The sequence below is a fragment of the Dyella sp. 01N36 genome (assembly GCF_056399745.1).
The window spans coordinates 12,272-33,342 of record NZ_JBFTRY010000028.1; the positions used below are offsets into that span (position 1 = coordinate 12,272).

Annotated in this window: 20 protein-coding genes; 11 read left to right on the plus strand and 9 right to left on the minus strand. The window is 63.5% G+C overall.

Annotation, left to right across the window (positions count from 1 at the left end):
- Positions 1–98: 98 nt before the first annotated feature.
- Positions 99–2,300: a polysaccharide biosynthesis tyrosine autokinase gene (locus tag AC1DMG_RS08275; protein ID WP_477180397.1), complete on the minus strand. Its 2,202-nt coding sequence runs from the start codon at positions 2,298–2,300 to the stop codon at positions 99–101.
- A gap of 110 nt (positions 2,301–2,410) precedes the next feature.
- Positions 2,411–2,851 carry a low molecular weight protein-tyrosine-phosphatase gene (locus AC1DMG_RS08280; protein ID WP_441604463.1) on the minus strand — a complete coding sequence of 147 codons (441 nt, stop codon included), beginning with the start codon at positions 2,849–2,851 and terminating at the stop codon, positions 2,411–2,413.
- Between the two features lie 307 nt (positions 2,852–3,158).
- Here AC1DMG_RS08280 and AC1DMG_RS08285 point away from each other — a divergent pair, with 307 nt between their 5' ends.
- The 5 genes from AC1DMG_RS08285 (at position 3,159) to AC1DMG_RS08305 (ending at position 8,337) form a co-directional block, all read left to right on the plus strand.
- Positions 3,159–3,476, plus strand: a complete 318-nt coding sequence (locus tag AC1DMG_RS08285) for a hypothetical protein (protein WP_477180398.1) — start codon at positions 3,159–3,161, stop codon at positions 3,474–3,476.
- A gap of 82 nt (positions 3,477–3,558) precedes the next feature.
- Positions 3,559–4,659 (plus strand): polysaccharide biosynthesis/export family protein, encoded by a 1,101-nt coding sequence (locus AC1DMG_RS08290; protein WP_477175021.1) that lies wholly within the window; start codon positions 3,559–3,561, stop codon positions 4,657–4,659.
- A gap of 110 nt (positions 4,660–4,769) precedes the next feature.
- Positions 4,770–5,411 (plus strand): YjbF family lipoprotein, encoded by a 642-nt coding sequence (locus AC1DMG_RS08295; RefSeq protein WP_477175022.1) that lies wholly within the window; start codon positions 4,770–4,772, stop codon positions 5,409–5,411.
- A complete protein-coding gene (locus AC1DMG_RS08300) occupies positions 5,411–6,178 on the plus strand; it encodes a capsule biosynthesis GfcC family protein (protein ID WP_477180404.1) in 768 nt (255 codons plus the stop codon). Before AC1DMG_RS08295 ends, AC1DMG_RS08300 begins: the two co-directional genes overlap by 1 nt.
- Positions 6,178–8,337, plus strand: a complete 2,160-nt coding sequence (locus AC1DMG_RS08305) for a YjbH domain-containing protein (protein WP_477180399.1) — start codon at positions 6,178–6,180, stop codon at positions 8,335–8,337. The genes AC1DMG_RS08300 and AC1DMG_RS08305 overlap by 1 nt, the downstream gene beginning before the upstream one ends.
- A 55-nt stretch (positions 8,338–8,392) precedes the next feature.
- Here AC1DMG_RS08305 and AC1DMG_RS08310 read toward each other — a convergent pair whose 3' ends face one another.
- Positions 8,393–8,737 (minus strand): Rieske (2Fe-2S) protein, encoded by a 345-nt coding sequence (locus tag AC1DMG_RS08310; protein WP_441604469.1) that lies wholly within the window; start codon positions 8,735–8,737, stop codon positions 8,393–8,395.
- Positions 8,738–8,815: 78 nt separating this feature from the next.
- On the opposite strand from AC1DMG_RS08310, the gene AC1DMG_RS08315 reads away from it, so the two are divergent.
- The 3 genes from AC1DMG_RS08315 to yedA all read left to right on the plus strand — a co-directional run bounded on the left by AC1DMG_RS08315 (position 8,816) and on the right by yedA (position 11,172).
- Positions 8,816–9,088, plus strand: a complete 273-nt coding sequence (locus AC1DMG_RS08315) for a DUF1129 domain-containing protein (RefSeq protein ID WP_441604470.1) — start codon at positions 8,816–8,818, stop codon at positions 9,086–9,088.
- Positions 9,089–9,252: 164 nt separating this feature from the next.
- Positions 9,253–10,131, plus strand: a complete 879-nt coding sequence (locus AC1DMG_RS08320; protein ID WP_477180400.1) for a methylated-DNA--[protein]-cysteine S-methyltransferase — start codon at positions 9,253–9,255, stop codon at positions 10,129–10,131.
- Positions 10,132–10,257: 126 nt separating this feature from the next.
- Positions 10,258–11,172: a drug/metabolite exporter YedA gene (gene yedA, locus AC1DMG_RS08325; protein ID WP_441604472.1), complete on the plus strand. Its 915-nt coding sequence runs from the start codon at positions 10,258–10,260 to the stop codon at positions 11,170–11,172.
- On the opposite strand, the gene AC1DMG_RS08330 is transcribed toward yedA, so the two are convergent.
- From AC1DMG_RS08330 to AC1DMG_RS08350, 5 genes are all read right to left on the minus strand, one after another.
- Positions 11,147–12,232, minus strand: coding sequence for an alpha/beta hydrolase (locus AC1DMG_RS08330; RefSeq protein WP_477175025.1), 1,086 nt, complete (start codon positions 12,230–12,232; stop codon positions 11,147–11,149). The genes yedA and AC1DMG_RS08330 overlap by 26 nt on opposite strands.
- Positions 12,233–12,326: 94 nt before the next feature.
- Positions 12,327–13,646, minus strand: coding sequence for an ABC transporter permease (locus tag AC1DMG_RS08335; protein WP_477180401.1), 1,320 nt, complete (start codon positions 13,644–13,646; stop codon positions 12,327–12,329).
- Between the two features lie 10 nt (positions 13,647–13,656).
- Positions 13,657–14,823, minus strand: coding sequence for an ABC transporter permease (locus AC1DMG_RS08340; RefSeq protein WP_477175027.1), 1,167 nt, complete (start codon positions 14,821–14,823; stop codon positions 13,657–13,659).
- A gap of 10 nt (positions 14,824–14,833) precedes the next feature.
- On the minus strand, positions 14,834–15,520 hold the full coding sequence (locus AC1DMG_RS08345; protein ID WP_441604476.1) for an ABC transporter ATP-binding protein: 687 nt from the start codon (positions 15,518–15,520) through the stop codon (positions 14,834–14,836).
- Between the two features lie 72 nt (positions 15,521–15,592).
- Positions 15,593–16,840, minus strand: coding sequence for an efflux RND transporter periplasmic adaptor subunit (locus AC1DMG_RS08350; RefSeq protein WP_477180402.1), 1,248 nt, complete (start codon positions 16,838–16,840; stop codon positions 15,593–15,595).
- A gap of 226 nt (positions 16,841–17,066) precedes the next feature.
- Between AC1DMG_RS08350 and AC1DMG_RS08355 the strand changes: the two genes are divergently transcribed.
- The 3 genes from AC1DMG_RS08355 (at position 17,067) to AC1DMG_RS08365 (ending at position 19,830) form a co-directional block, all read left to right on the plus strand.
- A complete protein-coding gene (locus AC1DMG_RS08355; protein WP_441604478.1) occupies positions 17,067–17,753 on the plus strand; it encodes a fumarylacetoacetate hydrolase family protein in 687 nt (228 codons plus the stop codon).
- A 79-nt stretch (positions 17,754–17,832) separates the two neighbouring features.
- Positions 17,833–18,249 (plus strand): large-conductance mechanosensitive channel protein MscL, encoded by a 417-nt coding sequence (mscL, locus tag AC1DMG_RS08360; RefSeq protein WP_477175029.1) that lies wholly within the window; start codon positions 17,833–17,835, stop codon positions 18,247–18,249.
- Between the two features lie 141 nt (positions 18,250–18,390).
- Positions 18,391–19,830 (plus strand): M20/M25/M40 family metallo-hydrolase, encoded by a 1,440-nt coding sequence (locus AC1DMG_RS08365; protein ID WP_477175030.1) that lies wholly within the window; start codon positions 18,391–18,393, stop codon positions 19,828–19,830.
- A gap of 167 nt (positions 19,831–19,997) precedes the next feature.
- On the opposite strand, the gene AC1DMG_RS08370 is transcribed toward AC1DMG_RS08365, so the two are convergent.
- A partial coding sequence (locus tag AC1DMG_RS08370) for an efflux RND transporter permease subunit (protein ID WP_477180403.1) occupies positions 19,998–21,071 on the minus strand: 1,074 nt, incomplete at its 5' end.

Below are 21,071 nucleotides of genomic sequence, written 5' to 3' on the forward strand. Positions count from 1 at the left end.
TCATCACTGATCGCACGTCAAGCAACCAATAGACTGTTCGTACTACCCGGACCCGCAGGCCCGGTCACAATTTCCCACAAGAATTTTCTCGAACCTGCTTACGYGGGACTACTGCTGTACTCGTAGTAGCCGTACGAGTAGTAGCCCGTGCTCCTGCGTTCAACGGCGTTGAATACCGCGCCCTTGATCTGCACGCCGTTCTGTTCGAAACGCTGCTTGGCGAGCGCGATCTCGCGCGCCTGGTTAAGGCCAAAACGGATCACCAGCAGACTGGTGCCAACGTGATGGCCCATGATCGCGGCGTCGGTCACTGCGAGAATCGGCGGCGTATCGATGATCACCAGGTCGTACTTCGGCTTGAGCGTTTCGAGCAGGTCTGCGAAGCGCACGTGCATCAGCAGTTCGGACGGGTTCGGCGGCGCCTTGCCGCGCGAGATGAAGTGCAGGCCTTCGACGTCGCCCACTGTACGCAGGGCATCTTCCAACGAAAGCTGGCCGGCGATCAATTCAGACAATCCCTTATCGGGACGCCCGCCAATCACCGTGTGAAGCGCACCTTTGCGCATGTCGCCGTCAATCAGGAGCACGCGCTGCCCACCTTTTGCGATCACCGCGGCCAGGTTGGACGAGATGAACGTCTTGCCGGCCCCCGGGCTGGCGCCGGAGATCATGAGGATGTTGTTCTTCGCTTCGATGCGCGCGAAGTGCAAGCTTGTGCGCAGGCTGCGTAGTGCTTCCACGGCCAGGTCGGCCGGAGCATTGACCGCCAGCAATTTCTGTTTGCCGTCCGCGCGCCCGCGACGTCCCTGCAGGAAGCTCTGCTTCTCGGCCACGCTGCTGGGCACCGATGCATAAACGGAAAGGCCCAGCTGTTCGATCGCGGTTGGATCTTCCACGCCGCGGCTCAGCATCTGGCGCACCAGCACAAAGGCCACCGCCAGGAGACCGCCGAGGAAGGTGCCACCAAGGGCAACCAGCGCCTTCTTTGGCTTGGCCGGCTTGGAGATATCCACAGATGCGGGATCAATCACGCGTACATTTCCTACGGTGCCCGCACGCGCGATATCGAGCTGCTGTGCCTGATTGAGCAGACCGGTGTAGGTCGCATTGAGGACTTCGACGTCGCGGGTCAGGCGCAGCAGTTCCTGCTGTGTGTCGGGCAAGCCGCCCACCTGCTTATCGATGCCGTTTTTCTGTGCCTGAAGCTGCGCAATCTGTTCAAGCAATGCCTTATAGGCGGGATGTTCGGCGGTGAAGCGTCGCTCCATGTCGGCCTGCTGCATGCGCAACTGCTGGATGCTCGTCTCGATGGCGACGACTTGATCCAGCAGGCCTTTGGTCTGCAGCGTGATATCGACTGAATGCGCCTTGGTCTGGAAGGCGTTTAATGCGGTCTGCGCCTTGTCCAGATCCTGACGGATACGCGGAAGTTGCTCGCGTACAAATTGAAGGCTATTGGCGGCCTCGGCAGAATTGCGCTCGACGTTCTGCTTTACGTAAGCCTGGCTCACATGATCCAGCAGCTGGCCAGCCAACTCCGGATCCTCGTTGTCGTACATGAGCTGGATGATGCCGGAGTCCTTACCCTGCTCCGTGGCGTTGATATCCAGTTGCAATTGATTGATCACGGCAAGCGCCGTGTGATGCACGACGGCAAAGTGCGTGCCGGGATTGGCGCGCAGCTCGCGCACCTGCATGGTGAATCCATGGCCAGTCGCCACGGTGCCCACCTGACCGGTCAGCATCACGTCGCCGCCGTAGTACAGCGAGTAATTGCCGTGCTCACCTGCGATGAGCACGAGCTTCTTCTCTTGCAGCGACGCAGGCACCTTCAACTGGAAGATGTCTAGCTTGGAGCCGCCCCAGTCGTAACGGCTAAGACCCATGAGTGGCGACGCCACGTCGGTGGGCTGGTCCGGCACGTAGTGACGCGCGGCCCAACCGCCAAAAATCGGAAAGTGGTAAGGCGCCACTTCGATCTGCAGGTTGAGCTCACCCACCGCCTTGCCAATCACGGAGCGCGAGGTGATGAGAGCGATCTCGGTAGTTGCCTCCGAACTGGAGGCGCCCAGCGTCTGCGTAATCGCGCTCAGGCCGGGTAGATTGGGCACCTTCTGTTCCACCTGCACCAACGCATCGGCTTCGTAGATCGGCGTGCCGAGCACCRCATAGCCCACACTGAGCACAAAGAACACGCCGGTAACGATACCGATCAGCCACTTGTGATCAAGCAGCGTGCCCAGCAGTTCGCGCAGGTCGATTTCGTCGTCTTGCGGCGCGGCGGTCTGTGTTGCGGTCATGCTGAGCTAGTCCAGGAAGGTCAGATTAGGATGGATGAAATTCGCGAGGCCTTATATCGGAACTCTCCGATACTGCTTTAAAGGCGCTTTCTTACCGGTTCCACGCGTCACTACGTACGCAGATACGGCAACCAACTCTGCACAGCACGATCGATCAGTTGGTAGACGTGTTCGAAAGCCTCGCGGCTCTGGCGATACGGATCAGGAATGTCGCCGCCTCGCCCCCAGCGATCCAGCAACATCACTTTGCCGCTGGCCTCGGGCGCCATGCGCATCAGGCTGGCGACGTGTTCGCGCTCCATGGCCAGTACGAGGTCAGCATCGCGCAGCATCGATGTGCTGATTTGCCGCGCACGGTGCTCGCCGCCATCCACGCTGTGTTCGCCAAGAATCTGCAAGGCCTGTGCATCCATCGGCTTGCCCACCAACGCGCCCAGGCCGGCGCTCTCGATGGAAGCACCAGCCGTGGAAAGGTGATGACGGAACAAGTACTCGGCCGTAGGACTACGGCAGATGTTCCCCACGCAGACGATCAAAATCCGTTTGAACACAAACACCAACTCTTCCGATACGCATCCACTGCCCAAGCGCAAGCCTCGCGCTAGCGCGAGCTTTGTCGTTCTGGCAGGCCCCTGTAAAAACGCGTCGTATGCCGATCTTGTTATCTGGACGGGAGGCGCAACACCTTACCCGTCAAGTGAATCAGATCACAAAATAGCAACACTACTCTTGCGCTCAGCTTACAATCATAGCCACAAGTTTGATGGCCGTCACCGATCGGGAATCAGGATCGTCCCGTTCATTTTCCGGTAAGGTTGTGTTTAGATGTGCCCGAATGACCACCAGAATGGAGTTCTCGTGAAGAAGTTGCTTGCAGTCGTTTTGATGACGGCCATGATCGGCCAGACCTTTGCCCAGACCGCTCCGGCCCCGGCTGCTCCTGCTCCGGAAGCAGCCCCGCAGGCTGGCGCAGCCGGTGCTTCGGGCGCCGCCGCCGGCACCCTGACGGCTGCCTATGTTGGCGCTGCCGTACTTGGCGCAGCCGCAGTCGCCACGGCCGTTGCCGGCGGTGGCAGCGATAGCCACGGTAACCAGAACACCCCGCCGAGCACCGGCGGTGGCACGGGCGGCACCGGTGGCACGGGTGGTACGACCGGCACCACCGGCACCCACTAACCACTCCGCAGTACACGGCACATCCATGCTGGATTCGTCCGGCATGGATGTGTGCTGTCTGTAACTCAAAGAAACCGAAGTCATGAACGTACGCACTGCCGTGGCGCTTGCCGCCGCGACCCTCCTGCTGCACGGGTGCATTTGGGCTCCCGGCCAGCACATGTCCACTCACAGCATGACGCGCAGTGAGGACGAAAACAGTCGCGTCGACATCGTGCCCATCACGCCCAAGCAGCTGGCGATGGACAAGGCCGGGCTCGCTGCAGCGGCGCTGCCGTCGGAGCTGCTTGCTTACAAGCCCGAGTCGTATCGCATCGGCGCGGGCGATACGCTGTACATCACGGTGTGGGATCACCCGGAGCTGACTTCGCCCGCCGGCCCGCAGCAACAGACCCTCGCCAACGGTCGTCTCGTGCGTTCGGATGGCACGTTGTTCTACCCGTATGTGGGCGAACTGAAGGTGTCTGGCCTGACCATCGAGGAACTGCGCAAAGCCATCAGCGACAAGCTGGCCAAGTACGTGGAAAAGCCGCAGGTCGACGTCAATGTCATCGGTTATGGCAGCCAGCGCGTCACCTTCCAGGGCGCCTTCGTCAAGACCGATCCGCAGCCGATCACCGCTATTCCCACCACGCTGGCGCAAGCACTGGGCGCGGCAACGATCAACACCGAGCAGGCCGATCTCTCTGGCCTGGTGCTATCGCGTGACGGTCACGACTACCGTATCGACCTCGATGCGCTGAACACCAACAAGTCGATGGCTCAGGATGTCTACCTCAAGCCTGGCGACCGACTGTTTCTGCCGTACAACGACCACCACGAGGTTTACGTCATTGGCGAAGTGAATCGCCCGATGGCGCTCACCTTCAAGACCTCCAACCTCACCCTGACCCAGGCGCTGGGCCGTGCCGGCGGACTCAATCCGTCAACCTCCAAGGGCAAGGCGGTGTACGTGATCCGCGGCATCGAGGGTCTGGACATGGCCAGGGGCACGGTCTATCAGCTGGATGCGCGCTCGCCGGATGCCTTCATCCTGGCGGACCAGTTCAAGGTGAGGCCGGGTGATGTGGTGTTCGTCGGGCCTGCCGACGTGACGCGCTGGAACCGCTTCCTGTCCCAGTTGTTGCCGTTGACCGGCATCATCAGCAACGCGGCCAACGCCTCGTACAACCTCGACCACTGATGTTGTCGCGGCGCCCGAACAACGGCCGGCGCAAGCCGGCCTTTGCGATGCCCTTGCGTCCCGCGCGGGGGCATCGTTCGTTCGCGCGCCGATGCGGGGAGCGGCTCGCGGTGGTTGCGGCATCCGGCCTTCTGCTCGCCGGATGCACCAGCGTCTCGCGTTCCACCGTGGACACCTTGCAGCTGGTTTGGCAAGGCACGCCGAAGCTCTCGCCCACCATCGAACAGGTGCAGGCCAAGCCCTATTTCCAGCTGCGCGCCATCACCGCGCATGGCGATGCGATTCTCATCCTCGGCAATGTCGTCGGTGCTCGCCAGTATTGGTACGGCACGAGCGGCGTGGCCCTGGTGTTGGAACACGGTCGCGTGGTGCAGACCATCGGTCTCGCACAGAATCTCGACGGCAGCCGTATCGATCGTGCCAACGATCCTTTCGTCCATGGGCTGCAAACGCTTGGCGCCGCCACCAGCTACGACCGCATCGACGACTGGTCGCCTGGTTATCGCTACGGCATTCCGGTGCACGCGACGCTCAAGCCCGCAGGTGAAACCAGCATCGACATCCTCGGCACGGCGCATCGCGTCTTGCTGGTGACCGAAGAAGTTTCCGCCAAGGTAGCCGGCCTTCGCGTCAGCAATCGCTATTGGGTCGACCCCAGCGATGGCTTCGTGTGGATGAGCGAACAGGAAGTCATGCCTGGCATGACGATCAAGCTGGTGCAGTTGCGCCCGTATCGCGGGAGCAAATCGTGATGCGCCGATACATGCTGCTTGCGGCCATGATCTGCCCGCTCGCCGCGCATGCAGTGGACGTCCAGATCACGGGCGCCGTAACCGCTCCCGGTTTGAAGCAACTTTCCGGTCACGCGCGCCTGAGCGATGGCGCGCTGGCCAGCCCCTTGGGTGCCGATGCGTATCCGCTGGGCGCGTCGTGGCAGCGACCGTCGCTTCAGGTGGAGCAGTCGCGCCTGAAGGCAGGCGTCCTGTTTGACCTGGATAGCGCGCGGCTGCAGGCGTTGCGCGATAACCGTACCGCCTTGGCCGACACCCTCGCTTCGCTGCGCGACTGGTTGCAGCCGATGCCCGTGACGGGGCGTGAAGTGGCCTTGCTCGACCCGCGCTCGGTGGAAGTGAACGCCGTCGAAAATCGGCCTGTGGGCGAAGGCRACACGCTTTTTTATCCCCGTCGCCCAACCACCATCCAGGTGGTCGGCGCAGTGAACCAGCGTTGCGTGCTGCCGTTCGTGCCGATGCAAAACGCGCAGGACTATCTCGACGCCTGCAAACCGTCGAATGTGGCCGATGGTGACTGGATCTTCGTGATCCAGCCCGATGGCCGCATCACGAAACAGGGCGCGGGGCTGTGGAATCGCGGCCCATCCATGCCATTGGCGCCAGGAGCGGTGATCTACGTGCCACTGCGTGAAACCGGCTTGCATGGCGTGTCGCCGGAGCTCAACCAGGCATTGGCCGCCTTTCTGGCGACCCAGCCGCTAGCTGCGGCGGAAGGCGATCGATAATGCGCAAGCGGACAGGACGTCCCTCGGGGATCATCACCACGCCCCGAGGCCGCACCCAGTTGCGGCGGCGTTGCGGTTGCCTGCTGCCCTTGCTTGGCTGCTTGCTGATGGGCACGGCGTATGCCGACAACGCTCCCACGCAAAGTGATTTTGGCGGCGTCGGCCTGTGGCAGACGCCCACCGCACGCATGGCCGACGATGGCGAAGTGGCGCTGACGGCCAGCCATGTCCAGCCGTACGACCGCTACAACGTTTCGTTGCAACCGCTGCCGTGGCTGGAAGGCATCTTCCGTTACACCGCGGTGAGCAATCGCCGGTATGGCCCGGAATCACTGAGCGGTAGCCAGAGTTACAAGGACAAATCCATCGACGTGAAGATACGTCTATGGAGCGAAAGCCATTACCTGCCCGACCTCAGCGTGGGTGCCCGCGATATCGGCGGCACCGGTCTGTTCGCCGGCGAATACGTGGTGATGAACAAGCGTTTCGGGCCGATCGACGCCAGCCTGGGCATGGGCTGGGGCTATGTCGGTGCGCGCGGCGACATCAACAATCCGTTGTCCATCATCAGCGACAAGTTCGATGTGCGCCCGAGCGATAGCGACGGCACCGGCAAGTTCTCCAGCAATCGTTATTTCCGCGGCCCGGCAGCACTGTTTGGCGGCATCAGCTACCAGACGCCGTGGGACTGGCTGGTGCTCAAGGCCGAGTACGACGGCAACAACTATCAGCACGAGCCGCAGCACAACAATCAGAAGCAGAGCTCGCCGGTCAACGTCGGCGCTGTGTTTCGTCCCGGCCGCAACCTCGATCTGAGCGTGGCGATCGAGCGCGGCAACACGGTGATGTTCGGACTGACACTGCACGCCAATATGGCCGAAGGCACCGGACCGACGAAGTTGCTGGATCCGGCGCCGCCCAAGCAGAACACCGCACCCGTGACGCAGACGCCGGAAGAGGTCGACTGGGCGAACGTCGCGCGAACACTTCGCGACAACGCGGGCATCCAGGTGTCGAGCATCACCCGCCGCGGCAGCGAAGTGGTGGTGAAAGGCGAGCAGGAGACCTATTTCTACAGCGCCAAAAGCGTGGGCCGTGCGGCGCGCGTGCTCGACAACGCGCTTGGCGCCGGCGTCGACTGGTTCACCATCGCCTCGCAGCAGGAAGGCCTCACCACGGCGGAAACCAGCGTCAACCGCCAACGTTTCGATGAGCTGTTGAACCACGACATCACGTTGGGTGAATTCCGCCAGAGCGTGGAGCAAAACGCGCCGACACCGCGCAATGATGACGTGCTCTACCACGCCCCGACCAAGCGTTTCGACCAGTCCTTTGCACTGGTTTACGCGCAAAATCTCGGCGGCCCGGACGCCTTCCTGCTCTATCAGATCGCCGCCGTCTACAACCTCGATTTCCACTTCACGCCCAACCTCTGGTGGAGCGGTGTGGCGTCGGTGGATCTGCTCGACAACTACGACAAGTTCAAATACGACGCACCCAGCGACCTGCCGCGCGTGCGTACCGATGTGCGCAAGTACATCACCAGCTCGACCGTCACCATGCCGGTCTTCCAGCTGACTGGTACGCAACAGCTCGGCCACGATCTTTACGGCATGGCGTATGCCGGCATGCTGGAGAGCATGTTCGGCGGCGTGGGCGGCGAAGTGCTCTATCGCCCGKTTGGCGAGCGCTGGGCGATCGGCTCGGACATCAACTGGGTCAAGCAGCGCGGCTACGACCAGGACTTCTCGTTCCGCGGTTATCACGTGGTCACCGGCCACGTCACCGGCTATTTCGACCTGGGCTACAAGGATGTGCTAGTCGCGGTGAGCGCCGGTCGCTATCTGGCTGGCGACTGGGGTGCGACGGTCGACGTGTCGCGCGAGTTCCGCAACGGCGTGCGCATGGGTGCGTATGCGACCAAGACCAATGTGTCGGCGGCGCAGTTTGGCGAAGGCAGTTTCGACAAGGGCATCTATGTGTCGATTCCGTTCGACCTGATGCTGCCCCGCTCCACGCTTTCGCGCGCCGCCTTTGTCTGGGATCCGCTGATCCGTGACGGCGGCGCGAGCCTGGGCCGGCGCTACTCGCTCTACTCGCTCACCAGCGATCGCGACCTGGACAACTTCAACAGCAATCTCGACAAGATCGTCGAGTAAGGCTTTGGGCCCGAATAGTCACCGGGCCACCTCGCCTGCGAATGCATCGACATTCTTAGCCGTCGAGCCACACCTCGCCGTCGGTGACGCGCACGCCCACGCTGCGCAAGTGCTCGCCGCGACACGGGCCGCCGATGCAAAGCCCATCGACATCCTGGAACGACGCGCCATGCGCCGCACAGATCAGCAAGTTGTCCTTGATCAGGAACTTGCCCGGCGCCCAGTCCAGGCGGCGTCCGGCATGCGGACAAATATTGAGATAGGCATACGCCGCGTCATCGCGACGCAGCACGATCACGTTCTCCTCGCCGTCGCGCAGCACGGCATCAACCGCGATGGCGCCGCCATCGGGAATATCGTCCAGTCGGCAAAGCGCCTGGTCGGGTGTTGCTGTATCCATCGGCACTTGCCTCTTTCGCCCTAAGGCCCCATCGTTACGCACGTAAGTCGTTGATTTTACCACACGGATTTTTAACACATGCGCTTTTCACTGCCCATGCCGCGTCGCTCCCGCCATCCCCTGGTCCGCGCTTTGTCGCTGCTCGTGGGCCTCGCCGTGGTGGGCATCTTGCTGGTGTTTGGTCTCGTGGTAGCGAGCGTGCTGCTCGTTGGAGGCGCTGTGGTATTCGCGCTACGCCAATGGTCGCGCAAGCGCAGTGCCGTGTCGCCTGTGGGCACGCGCAGCCACAAGCCCGAAGTCATCGAAGGCGAATTTGTGGTGCTGCAGCGCACGCATCACGTCGCGCATTGATGATCCGGCCTGCGGGCCGTCCGGCAATCAGCAAGTCCTGAAGCGTCGGCGCCGACGACGCTGGTGCTGCGTCACGCACCCAGGAGACTAGCCGCGCAAGATCCGGATGGCTGGCCAGGCAGACTGGCACTAGGCTGGACTCATCGGTTCTTCGGAGGTCCACCATGACGACCCGCCACACCAACGAATCCACCCTCGAACAGGTCCGCTTGCTGCTGGAACGCGCCGACGAAGCGCCGACCCTGCAGGATCTTGCCGAGGTTGCCAAGCTCAGTCCCAGCCATCTGCAGCGGGCGTTTCGGCGTCGCTACGGCATGAGTCCGGCGGAATATCATCGCGCGCGCCGTTTCGGCCAGCTCAAGACGGCACTGCGCAAAGGCGCGGCGGTATCCGATGCGGTCTACGACGCCGGCTTCGGTTCGGGCAGCCGCGTCTACGAACATAGCGACCGGCTGCTCGGCATGACGCCCGCCAGTTATCGCGCCGGCGGCGCGGGCGCTGCGATCCGCTACACCACCACCGAGACCTCCCTGGGCCGCCTGCTGGTCGCCACCACTTCACGCGGCATCTGCTCGGTAACGCTGGGCGATACCGATGCGGAACTGGAGCAGCGGCTCGCCGACGAGTTCCCGCACGCAACCCGCGAACGCGTGGATGCCGGCCGCGAAGAATGGCTGGACGCGGTGATCGCGCGCATCGCCGGCGAACTGGGCTGGAGCACCACGGATGCACCGGATCTTCCGCCGCTCGATGTCGCCGCCACGGCCTTCCAATGGCGGGTGTGGAATGCACTCACGCGCATCCCCGCCGGCACCACCAAAAGCTATGGCGAATTGGCCGCGGAACTGGGCATGCCTCGAGCTGCCCGCGCCATCGGCAATGCTTGCGGCAACAACCGGCTCGCCTTGATCGTGCCGTGCCACCGCATCGTCCGCGAAGATGGCTCGCTCGGCGGCTGGCGCTGGGGCGTGGAACGCAAGCGCGAGCTGCTTGCCARCGAACAGCGTGGCGGCCGTCAGCAGGGCAAGCGCTCAGCCGCCTGACTTGAGCAGCGCTCAACCCTGCCTTGCGGAAGCCTCGCTTCTGCCGCCGCTGCGCCCGGACTATGTTGCTTGTGCCTGTAAACTATGAGCGGCATCCACCCCGCGATGCTCCCCGCGCAGCCTGCCATGACAGATACCACGACCACCTCCGTCGCCCCCGCGGCGACCGCGCCCTTTGCCGACACCCGCGTGCTGGTGCCGTTGGCGCTGTTTGCGCTGTACATCATCTGGGGTTCGACCTACCTGGGCATCCGCTATGCCCTGGAAAGCTACCCGCCCTTCCTGCTTGCGGGCATTCGTTTTCTGGGCGCCGGCGTTGCGCTGTTTGCCTTCCTTCGCCTGCGCGGCGTGGCGCTGCCCACGGCGCGTCAGTGGCGCAATGCGGCCATCACCGGGTTCTTGCTGCTCGGCGTTGGCAATGGCCTGGTCTGCTTCGCCGAGCAGCGGGTGAGTTCGGGGATTGCCGCCGTGGCGGTGGCCAGCATGCCGCTGTTCGCGGCGCTGTTTTCGGGTCTCTATCGGGAGTGGCCGACGCGCCGCGAAGCCATTGGCCTGGTGATCGGTTTCGTGGGCGTGATCGTGCTCAACCTTGGCGCCGGACTTTCCGGTTCGCGTATCGGTGCGATCGCGCTGCTCGTGGCCGCGATGAGCTGGGCCTTCGGCGCGACCTGGAGCCGTCGTCAGGATATGCCGGCTGGCCCCATGAATACGGCGGCGCAAATGCTCTGCGCAAGCGTGGCCATGTTGATCGTAGGCTTCGCCAGCGGCGAACAGCTGCCAGCCCATCCCACCGCACGCGCCACCGCAGCGCTGGTCTATCTTGCGGTGTTCGGCTCGATCATCGCGTTCAGTGCCTTCCTATATGTGCTCAAGCACGCGCGGCCCGCACTGGCGACCAGCTACGCCTATGTGAACCCGCCAGTGGCCGTGCTGTTCGGCGTGTTGCTCGCTGGTGAAAGCGTGGGGCCGTATGACTTGATCGGCATGGCCATCATCCTGCTGGGCGTGGGCGCCATCACCTTGGCGCGCCAGCGCCGCTGATCTCCAGCGCTTTTCCAGAGCCCGCACTTTCCGACGCCGGCAGCGGCGTGAAGGTTGGGCATGCCGTGTGAGGTGATGCCAAGGCATGCATCCAGTCGAGCAAGGGTTGCATCAGGCGGTCCGTGCGCAACGGCAGGCTGAGGTGATTTTCGCTCGGGACTTCGACATAGCGCGCCTGCGGTGAACTGGCGGCCAGTGCTTTCAAGGCTGTCGCCGACACGAGCGGATCGCTGGCGCCACGCAACATCAAGGTGCAGGGTGCATGTCGCAACGCGCTGGCGGTGTCGATGTGCTCCAGATCGACGCCCAGATCGCTGGATGCACGCGCAATGGCCGCATCCACGCTGGATCCACCTATGGCATGACCTAACCAGCGCGGACCGAACAAGCCCGTCGATGGCGCGCGACGAATGACGTCGGCCGCATTGCCATATGGCTCCAGCGCGATCACACCATCGACATCGTCCAGCTCAGCGGCCGCGAACACCGCTGCGGTGGCGCCATAGGACACGCCCATCAAATACAGCGGCGACGGCAACCGCCCCGATGCACGAAGGCTGCGCACCAGCTCGGCCACGTCCTTGCCTTCACGCGGCCCGTAGCCGACTGGTGCGATGTCAGAATCACCCTGGCTGCGCAGATCCGGCATCACCGTCACATAGCCTGACGATGCAAACCGATACGCCCAGGTTGCCAGCATGGCGCCCTCGCCTTCCCACGGGTGCAGCAACACGATGCTGCCCTTTACTGCGAGCCGCGAACCATCGAACGGGGCCTGCGGCATTTGCCACTGCCATCGGAGGCTCGAGCCATCGGCTGATGCCCTGAAGGTTTCCTGCATGGCGTATGCATGCGGCTGACCCAGCCAATAGGCCATACGCACACCATCGGACGTGCGTATCGATGCCTGCACAAAGCCCTGCTGCCGCAGGTTGTCGTGGATGGCTAGTTGCAACGGCGTATGGCTGCGCGCCGGATGTTCGATCTTGTGGGTCACATAGCTTGCACAGCCGGCAAGCCAAGGCAGCAGGGCCAGCCCTATCGCATATCCCTTGCGCATGACGATCTCCCCAGGCGTCACCGACGGCGCGAGCGTTGCGCGGCGCCGCCAGATTCGCAAGCGGTGGCGCGGTGAGGCCGCGCCACCGCCGCTCTTACAGTTCGCGCAACGCGGTCGTCACCGGCAATCGCGCGGCGCGGATGGCCGGGAAGATGCCGCCGATGAAACCGATGGCGAGCGCCCATTTGAGACCTGTCCAGAGCAGGGCTGGCGACACGCGCAACTCGAAGCTCAATTTGCCCACGGTGCCCGCAGCGAGCGTCGAGGCGCTATAGCCATTGAAGATCACCCAGGCGAGCAAGCCACCGAGCAAGCCTCCGATCAGCGCCAGCAACATGGTTTCCAGCATCACCGCGACGACCACCGGCACGCCGCGAAAGCCAATCGCACGCAAGGTGGCGATTTCGCGCGCACGTGCGGCGACTGCGGCGAACATGGTGTTGAGTGCGCCGAACATGGCGCCGATGGCCATGATCAGGCCGACCGTAATGCCGACTACCTTGATCACCTTGGTCATGCCTTCGGACTGCTTGCTGAAGTAATCCAAGGTGGTGCTGACATCCACCTTCAACTGCGGATTGCCTTCCAGCTCGGCCTTGAACTTGTCGTAGGACTTGGGATCGGCCAACCGCACCATCACCGACGCACGACTGCTGCCGCGACGATAGGTGTCGGCCACCACGCTGGCGTCGCCCCATATTTCCGAATCCATGGCATCGCCGGACGAGAACACGCCAACCACCGTCCACTGCTGGTTGCCCAGTTTTACGGTATGGCCAGGCACCAGGCCATCGAACTGCTTGGCCGCGCCCTTGCCCACGATCAACTCGCGCATGCCGGGCTGAAAGTTGCGTCCCTCGATGACTTTCACGTTGGGACGCACGGCCCAGGCCTGGTCGCCGACGCCGCGCAGCTGCACGCTGCCTTCGTCGTCCGGGTTGCCGCCCTTGAGTGGAAGATTGGCGGCTACCACCAGCTCCGGCGAGGCGATGGGCTGGCCTTTGCTGTCCTTGGCGATGCCCGCGGCCTGCGGAATAAGCGTCACGCTGTCGTGATCGAGCACCGACATCACTTCGGCCGCCGATGAACCGCGCATCACGATGGCGGTGTCGGCACTGCCGGTCTTGCGCAGCGTCTCCGCATAGCCCTCGCCCATCGCCAGCAAGGCGACCAGCACGCCAACCACGCCGGCAATACCGATCACGATGACCGCCGACGAGCCGATGCGCTGCGTTAGTGTGCTGATGCCGACGCTCGCCACCGATGCCGCACGCCGACCGCTGCGGGTGAACGCCATCCACAAGGCAAACACCACGGCTAGCCCGATGACGCCCTGCCAGGGCAGGATGACCCAGGCCCACAGCACGATGGCGATCACGATCAGCAAGCCCAGATTGAACAGGAAATTCTTCATGTCGCTCTCCTTAGCGGCCAGCCAATGCATCGACGATGTTCAGCCGCATCGCCCGCATGGCCGGCAATACGCCCACCAGCAGTCCGATGGCGATCATCAGCACCAGGCCCAGGATCCAGCTGCCCGCACCCACGCTGGGCAGGTTGAGCATGCCGCCGCTGCCGGCGCTCACGACGGGAATGATCAGCGAGGCCAGGCCAAGCCCGATCACACCGCCGAGCAACAACAGCAGTACGGACTCGGCCAGCACGATGGCGAGCACGGCCTGATTGGAGAAGCCAATCGTCTTGAGCACCGCCAGTTCGCTGGTGCGTTCGCGAACCGCCTGCATCATGGTGTTGCCGGACAACAGCAACAGCGTGAAGAACACCGCGCCCATGATCGAGCCCACGATCAGGCCGATATCAGCCAGCTGCTTCATCCAGTTGGCGGTCGCCGCCTGTTCGGTCTGGGTACGCGTCTCGTGATCGGAGTTGGCTGAGATCGCGTCGATCGCCTTGGCCACCTTGTCGGCCTGGTTCACATCGCTGACGCGCGTGACATACCAGCCCACGGTGCCGCGATTGAACGGCGTGGTCTCGTCGAAATACTTCCAGTGCAGCAACAGCATCTGGTCGAAGAAGCCGCCGCTCTTCTTGTCCTTCGAATGCAGGATGCCGACGATGTCGAACGTCCAGTTCTTGCTGCCCTGGCGATCCGGGAAGATGGTCGACTGCAGCGGTATCTTGTCGCCCACTTTCCAGTTGAAGCGCTTGGCCAGTTTTTCGCCGACGAGGATGCCCGTGCGCGTATCGTCAAAGGCCTTGCGCTCGGCCGCACTCACCTCGATCTCCGGATAGAGGTCGATGTAGTTCGGTTCCACCGCAAAACTGAAGACCTGGTTGTGCGGGTCCTGATAGGCGCCGCCGAACCAGTTCGCGTAGGTCACCATCTTCACGCCGGGCACCTGCGCAATCTGGGATTCCAGCGATTGCGGCAAGGTCTGGATGAAGGAGAGTTTCGAACCGGTCTGCAGGCGTTGTGCGCCATTGGCGCTCTGGCCCGCCTGGTTGAACGAGGTGCGCACCGCGTCGAGCATGCCAAACAGCAGGAACGCGGCAATGATCGACACGAGCGTAAGCAAGGTGCGGGTCTTGCGCCGGAACAGCGCCGCCCAGATGAGATGGAGATATTTCATCGTCGCATCCTCACGCCAGTGCCTGTTCGACCAGCGTACCCTTGTCCAGATGCAGCGTGTGGTTCGCGTATTCGGCCGCCTTGGGATCGTGCGTGACCATCACGATGGTCTTGCCGTGCTCGCGATTGAGCACGCGCAGCAGCCCGAGCACTTCCTCGGCGGACTGGCGATCGAGGTCGCCTGTCGGCTCATCGCAAACCAGCAGCGTGGGATCGGAAACAATGGCGCGGGCAATCGCCACGCGCTGTTGCTGGCCGCCGGAGAGTTCGCTGGGCTTGTGCGTCGCGCGCTCATCCAGACCTACCAGCTGCAATGCGATCGACGCGTTCTTGCGTCGCTGCGCGGCCGAGAGCTTGGTGAGCAGCAACGGCAACTCCACGTTGCGCTGCGCGGACAGCATCGGCATCAGGTTGTAGAACTGGAACACGAAGCCCACATGCGCCGCCCGCCACTTCGCCAACTGGCCACCGCCGAGCTGGTCGAGGCGCTGACCCGCCACCGTGATGCTGCCGCCGCTGGGCGTATCCAGGCCTCCGATGAGATTGAGCAAGGTGGTCTTGCCCGAACCGGACGGCCCCATCAACGCCAGGAAATCGCCTTCGGCAATATCGAGGTTGATGTGATGCAGCACTTCCACTTTCTGYTTGCCGCGCTCGTACACCTTGGAGAGGTCGCGGGTTTCGATCAACGTGCTCATGCGTTAGCTCCTGATGCGAATTGTTTGGCACCGCTCCAGGCGATGCATCCGATCACGCGTTGACGAGACGGATCACTGCGCGGCTTTTGCCGCCAGCTTGACCCGGTCGCCGTCCTTCAATGGCTCCGGCGGCGACACGACCACGGTGTCGCCCACCTGCACACCTGTCGGCAGCAGGCTCTGGTCGCCGATCTTCGAGGCGGCCGGGGATACCGTGCGCTGCTGCACGGTGTCGCCGCTGACGATGAACACCACGCCATGACCGTCGCGCTGCGCGATGGCCGCGGTCGGCACCAGCGCGCCCTGCGGTGCCTGTGCCTGCGGCGCTTCCTGCTTCTTTTCCAGGAAGGACACGCGCACGCCCATGTCCGGCACGATGCGTCCGTCCTTCTTCTCCAGCGCCACGCGCACTTTCACCGTGGCCTTGCCGCGATCGGCGGCAGGAACGATGGCGATGACGTGGGCGGGAATCTTCCAGTCCGGATAGGCGTCCAGCACGGCCTCGGCCGGCATATGCGGCTCCACGCGGCCGATATAGGCCTCGTTGACGTCCACGTCGACTTCCAGCGAATCCATGTCCACCACGGTGCCGACGCCCGTGCGGGTGAAACCGCCGCCGGCGGAGAACGGCGAGACGATTTCGCCGACTTGCGCGTCCTTGGTGGTGATCACGCCATCGAACGGCGCGCGGATCACGCAATAGTCGAAGTTGACCCGCGCCTCAACGACCTGCGCATCGGCCGAGGCCGCACTGCGCTGCTGCGAGAGCAGCTGCGCGCGCGTGCTGTCCACCAGCGTGCGCGATTGCTCGGCGWCCTGTTTGGCGACCAGGCCTTTCACGGCGAGTCCTTCGTTGCGCACCGCGTCGCGCTCGTTCTGTGCAAGCTGCACCTGGTACTGCGACACCAGGGCGTGCGATGCGGCGGCCGCCGTACGGGCCGCATCAAGTGCGGCCTTGTACTGCGAGTCATCGAGGCGTGCCACCACCTGGCCCTGCTTCACGTGATCGCCCTCTTCAATCAGCACGTCGGTCAGCGTGCCGGTGATCTGTGCCGACACGGTCGCCTGCCGCCGCGCGGTGACATATCCGGTGGCCTGCAGCACCGCACCGGCCGCCGCATTGGCGACCGGCGACTGCGCCTGGGCCGTCTGCACTTCGATGGCCTGCCGGCCCAGCACCAACCACGCCACCCCAGCCGCGACCAGCAAGACGAGCAGCACGCCGCCAACGATCCACGGCCAGCGACCGGGTCCCTGGCCATGCTCCTCGCGCAGGTGTTTCTCGATGCGCAGTTCCTTCAATAGATCCGCATTCGCCACACGCTCTCCCTGCCGGTCCGAGCCGGTTCCATGATGCGATACACAATGCTGGAGCGACGCTTCCGCCTCCAGAGGCCCTCATCAGCCAAAGGCGGTGACAGCTGTCACACGGGCTGACTTGATCGAGGGCAGAGAACGGCCCGGTTGTACTCGCAAGCCCGGATCGAAAAAAGCTGACGTGACAGGGGACTGGCAGGACGGGTCAGCGGTGATACCCTTTCGGCCCATGTCATACGCCATTTCTCCCCCGCCTGTACCGAGCCTGCCGATCATCGGCAGCGACCAACGTTTCCCGCTGCGCCGCATCTTCTGCATCGGCCGCAACTACGCCGAGCACGCCCGCGAAATGGGCGCGACGGTGGACAAGGACACCCCGCTGTTCTTCACCAAGCCGGCCGATGCCGTGGTCACCGACGGTGCCGACGTCGTCTACCCGCAAGCCACCCACGATCTGCACCACGAAGTGGAAATGGTGGTGGCACTGGGCGCGGGCGGACGTGACCTGACCGAACAGCAAGCCGGCGCGCTGATCTGGGGCTACGGCGTGGGTCTGGACCTGACCCGCCGCGACCTGCAGGCCGTGGCCAAGGCCAAGAGCCATCCCTGGGACGTGGCCAAGGGCTTCGATCATTCCGCGCCCGTCTCCGCGCTGCGCCCGGCCAGCCAGGTGACGCTGGATGCCGATACCGCACTCACCTTGACCGTGAACGGCCAGCAGCGCCAGCACGGCCGCCTCGGCGACATGGTGCACAGCGTGAACGAGATCATTGCCCTGCTCTCGACGCTGTTCGAGTTGAAGGCCGGCGACCTGATCTTCACCGGGACGCCYGCCGGTGTTTCAGCGATGCAACGCGGCGACCGGTTTCATGCCGAATTGGCCGGTGTGGCCACGCTCGAGGGCAAGGTCGTCTGAACTTGCGGGCGCGGCTACATGCCGCGTCCACACGGCCCTGAGCTAGAGTGTCGCTGCCATCAAGCCCAGGGAGAGAAGCATGAGCATGCTCAAAGAGTTCAAAGAATTCGCCATGCGCGGCAACGTGATCGACCTCGCGGTCGGTGTGGTGATCGGCGGCGCGTTCGGCAAGATCGTCACCTCGCTGGTGGACCAGATCATCATGCCGCCGATCGGCCTGCTCACCGGCGGCGTCGATTTCTCGCAGATGAAGTGGGTGCTCAAGCCGGCCGACAATACCGATCCGGCACACAAGATTGCCGAAGTGGCTATTGGCTACGGCAACTTCATCAATACCCTGATCCAGTTCCTCATCATCGCGTTCGCGATCTTCCTGGTGGTCAAGGCGATCAATAAACTCACCCGCCGCGAGGAAGCCGCACCAGCGCCTCCGCCGGCAGACGTGGTGTTGCTCACCGAGATCCGCGACCTGCTGAAGGCGCAGAACCCGAAGTAAGCGACGAGGAACGTTGCGCGGAAAAGGCGCCCAGGGCGCCTTTTTTGTTTTTGATGTTTTTATCCCCGCACCGTGACTTCTGGCCTAAGCAGCCGGAGGCATGCGGGCCATAATCGAAGTTTCCGCCCAAGGAACGTCCCCATGCGTCAACTGCCGCTCACCTTGCTCGCCGCCAGCCTGATGTTTGCCATCGGCTCGGCCAACGCCGCCACCCAGACCACGGTTCCCGCCGCAGCCGTAAAGACGGCCGAACAGCTGCGCGACAAGGCGATGAACGACAACACGGCCTACCAGATCGTCGAGTCGCTGACCACGGAAGTGGGCCCCCGCATTGCCGGTGGCCCGGCCGATGAGCGCGGCCGCGAGTGGGCCATCGCCAAGTTCAAGGCACTGGGTTTCGACAAGGTCTATACCGAGCAGGTCACCTATCCGCTGTGGGAACGCCGCAGCGAACACGCAGCCATCGTGGCTCCGTTCCCGCAGCCGCTGGACCTGATCGCACTGGGCTACTCGGCCGGCACGCCCAAGGGCGGCCTCACTGCCGAAGTGGTGCGCTTCGATAGCCTCGATGCACTGAAAAAGGCCGATCCCGCCAGCGTGAAGGGCAAGATCGTTTACGTCGATGCGCACATGCAGCGCCACAAGGATGGCGCGGATTACGCCATCGGCTCGGGCGTGCGCGTCGGTGGTCCGGTGATCGCCGCCAAGATGGGCGCCGCCGGCTTCCTGCTGCGCTCGGCCGGCACCGACGCCAATAGCCGCACGCCGCATACGGGCGTCACCGGCTTCACCGATCCGAAAGACGCGATTCCCGCGGCTGCGCTCTCCAATCCCGATGCCGACCAGCTCACGCGCATCCTCGGCTATGGCAAGCCGGTGAGCGTCAAGCTCGATCTCGATGTCGGCTTCAACGGCAGCTATACCGGCGCCAACGTGATCGGCGAAATCACCGGCAAGAAGCACCCGGATCAGGTCGTGGCGATCGGCGGCCATCTCGATTCGTGGGACCCGGGCACCGGCGCCATCGACGACGGCGCGGGCGTGGCGATTGCCATGGCCGCCGGCAAACTGATTCACGACATGCCGCAGCGTCCGGACCGCACCATTCGCGTCATCGCGTTTGCCAACGAAGAGATGGGCCTGTGGGGCGGTCGCGCGTATGCCGACAAGCATGCCAAGGAAGTCTCGAAGTTCCAGCTCGGCACCGAGTCGGATTTCGGCGCGCGCAAGGTGTGGCTGATGACGGCCAGCGTGAAGCCCGAAGCGCGCGGCGCCATCGAGCAGATCGCCAAGGTGCTGGCGCCGATCGGCGTGGACTACGACGCCAAGAAGCCGGGCGGCGGTGGTTCGGACTTGTCGCAGATGCACGGCAAGGGCATGGCCGCGCTGTCGCTGGTCCAGGACGGCACTGATTACTTCGACTACCACCACACCGCCAACGACACGCTCGACAAGATCGACCCCAAGGAGTTGGCGCAGAACGTGGCGGTGTATGCGGCGTTCTCGTACATGGCTGCACAGGCCGATGGCGATTTTGGCTCGGCACCGGGGGCGTTTGCGAGTGACGGGGCGGAGGAGTGATCGCTCACCACGTGTGATCAAAAGGGCGGCCCACGGCCGCCCTTTTTTTGTCCAGCCATTCACTGTGGGAGCGCACCCTGTGCGCGACAAACCTACGAAGCGGAGACGACGCCTCGCCGCAGTCACGCACAGGGTGCGCTCCCACAGGAGGTGAGGTGAGGTGACGCTCAGTGGGCTGCTTCGGCTTCGCCCACACGCCGCTTGCGCGACAACCGCGCATTCAAGCGATCGAGGTACAGATAGATCACCGGCGTCAGATACAAGGTGAGCACCTGCGACACCAGCAAGCCACCCACCACGGCCAGGCCAAGCGGACGACGCGTGTCGGCACCCGCGCCCAATCCCAGCGCAATCGGCAAAGTGCCAGCAAACGCGGCCATCGTCGTCATCATGATCGGGCGGAATCGCACCTGGCACGCTTCGACGATCGCCAACGCCGGCGCAGTGCCTTCGCTGCGCTGCTTCTCCAACGCAAAGTCGATCATCATGATCGCGTTCTTCTTCACGATGCCGATCAGCATCACGATACCCACGAAGGAGAACAGGTCCAGCGGCGCATGGAAGATCATCAGTGTCAGCAACGCACCCACACCGGCCGATGGCAGTCCGGAGAGGATCGTCAACGGATGGATGAAGCTTTCGTACAGAATGCCGAGCACCAGATAGATCACGAACAGCGCCATCACCAACAGCAGGCCCATGCCCTGCATCGAGTCCTGAAACGCCTGCGCCGTGCCCTGCACGCTGCCGGTGATGGTGGGCGGCAGGTTCATCTGCTTCATCGCGCCATCGATGCTCGCAACGGCCTCGCTGAGGCTCACGCCCGACGCGAGGTTGAACGAGACCGTCACCGCGGGAATCTGGCCCTGGTGATTGACGGTGAGCGCCTGCGGCTTGCGCTCGAAGCTCGCCACCGCATTGAGCGGCACCAATCCGCCACTGCTCGAGGTGACGTAGATCTGCGACAGCACGTCCGGATCATTCTGCAACGCGTAGTAGACCTGCAGGATCACCCAATACTGTGATGACGCGCCGTAGATGGTGGAAATCTGATTGGCGCCGAACGCCGAACCCAGCGCCGTCTGCACCTGATCCATGCTCAGGCCCAGCGTCGCCAGCTTGTCGCGGTTCACATTCACCACAATGGATGGACCGTTGAGGTCCAGGTCGCTGGTGACGTCCTGGAAACCGGGCAGCTTGCTGAAGGCGGTGATCACCTTGCCCGACCAGTCGTACAGCGC

What these genes read in the sequence shown, in the direction of transcription:
- AC1DMG_RS08340 (WP_477175027.1), bottom strand. Translation starts at nt 14,823, where the DNA reads ATGAAATATCTCCATCTCATCTGGGCGGCGCTGTTCCGGCGCAAGACC.
- yedA (WP_441604472.1), top strand. Translation starts at nt 10,258, where the DNA reads ATGACAGATACCACGACCACCTCCGTCGCCCCCGCGGCGACCGCGCCC.
- AC1DMG_RS08290 (WP_477175021.1), top strand. Translation starts at nt 3,559, where the DNA reads ATGAACGTACGCACTGCCGTGGCGCTTGCCGCCGCGACCCTCCTGCTG.
- AC1DMG_RS08335 (WP_477180401.1), bottom strand. Translation starts at nt 13,646, where the DNA reads ATGAAGAATTTCCTGTTCAATCTGGGCTTGCTGATCGTGATCGCCATC.
- AC1DMG_RS08330 (WP_477175025.1), bottom strand. Translation starts at nt 12,232, where the DNA reads ATGCGCAAGGGATATGCGATAGGGCTGGCCCTGCTGCCTTGGCTTGCC.
- AC1DMG_RS08315 (WP_441604470.1), top strand. Translation starts at nt 8,816, where the DNA reads ATGCGCTTTTCACTGCCCATGCCGCGTCGCTCCCGCCATCCCCTGGTC.
- AC1DMG_RS08365 (WP_477175030.1), top strand. Translation starts at nt 18,391, where the DNA reads ATGCGTCAACTGCCGCTCACCTTGCTCGCCGCCAGCCTGATGTTTGCC.
- mscL (WP_477175029.1), top strand. Translation starts at nt 17,833, where the DNA reads ATGAGCATGCTCAAAGAGTTCAAAGAATTCGCCATGCGCGGCAACGTG.
- AC1DMG_RS08310 (WP_441604469.1), bottom strand. Translation starts at nt 8,737, where the DNA reads ATGGATACAGCAACACCCGACCAGGCGCTTTGCCGACTGGACGATATT.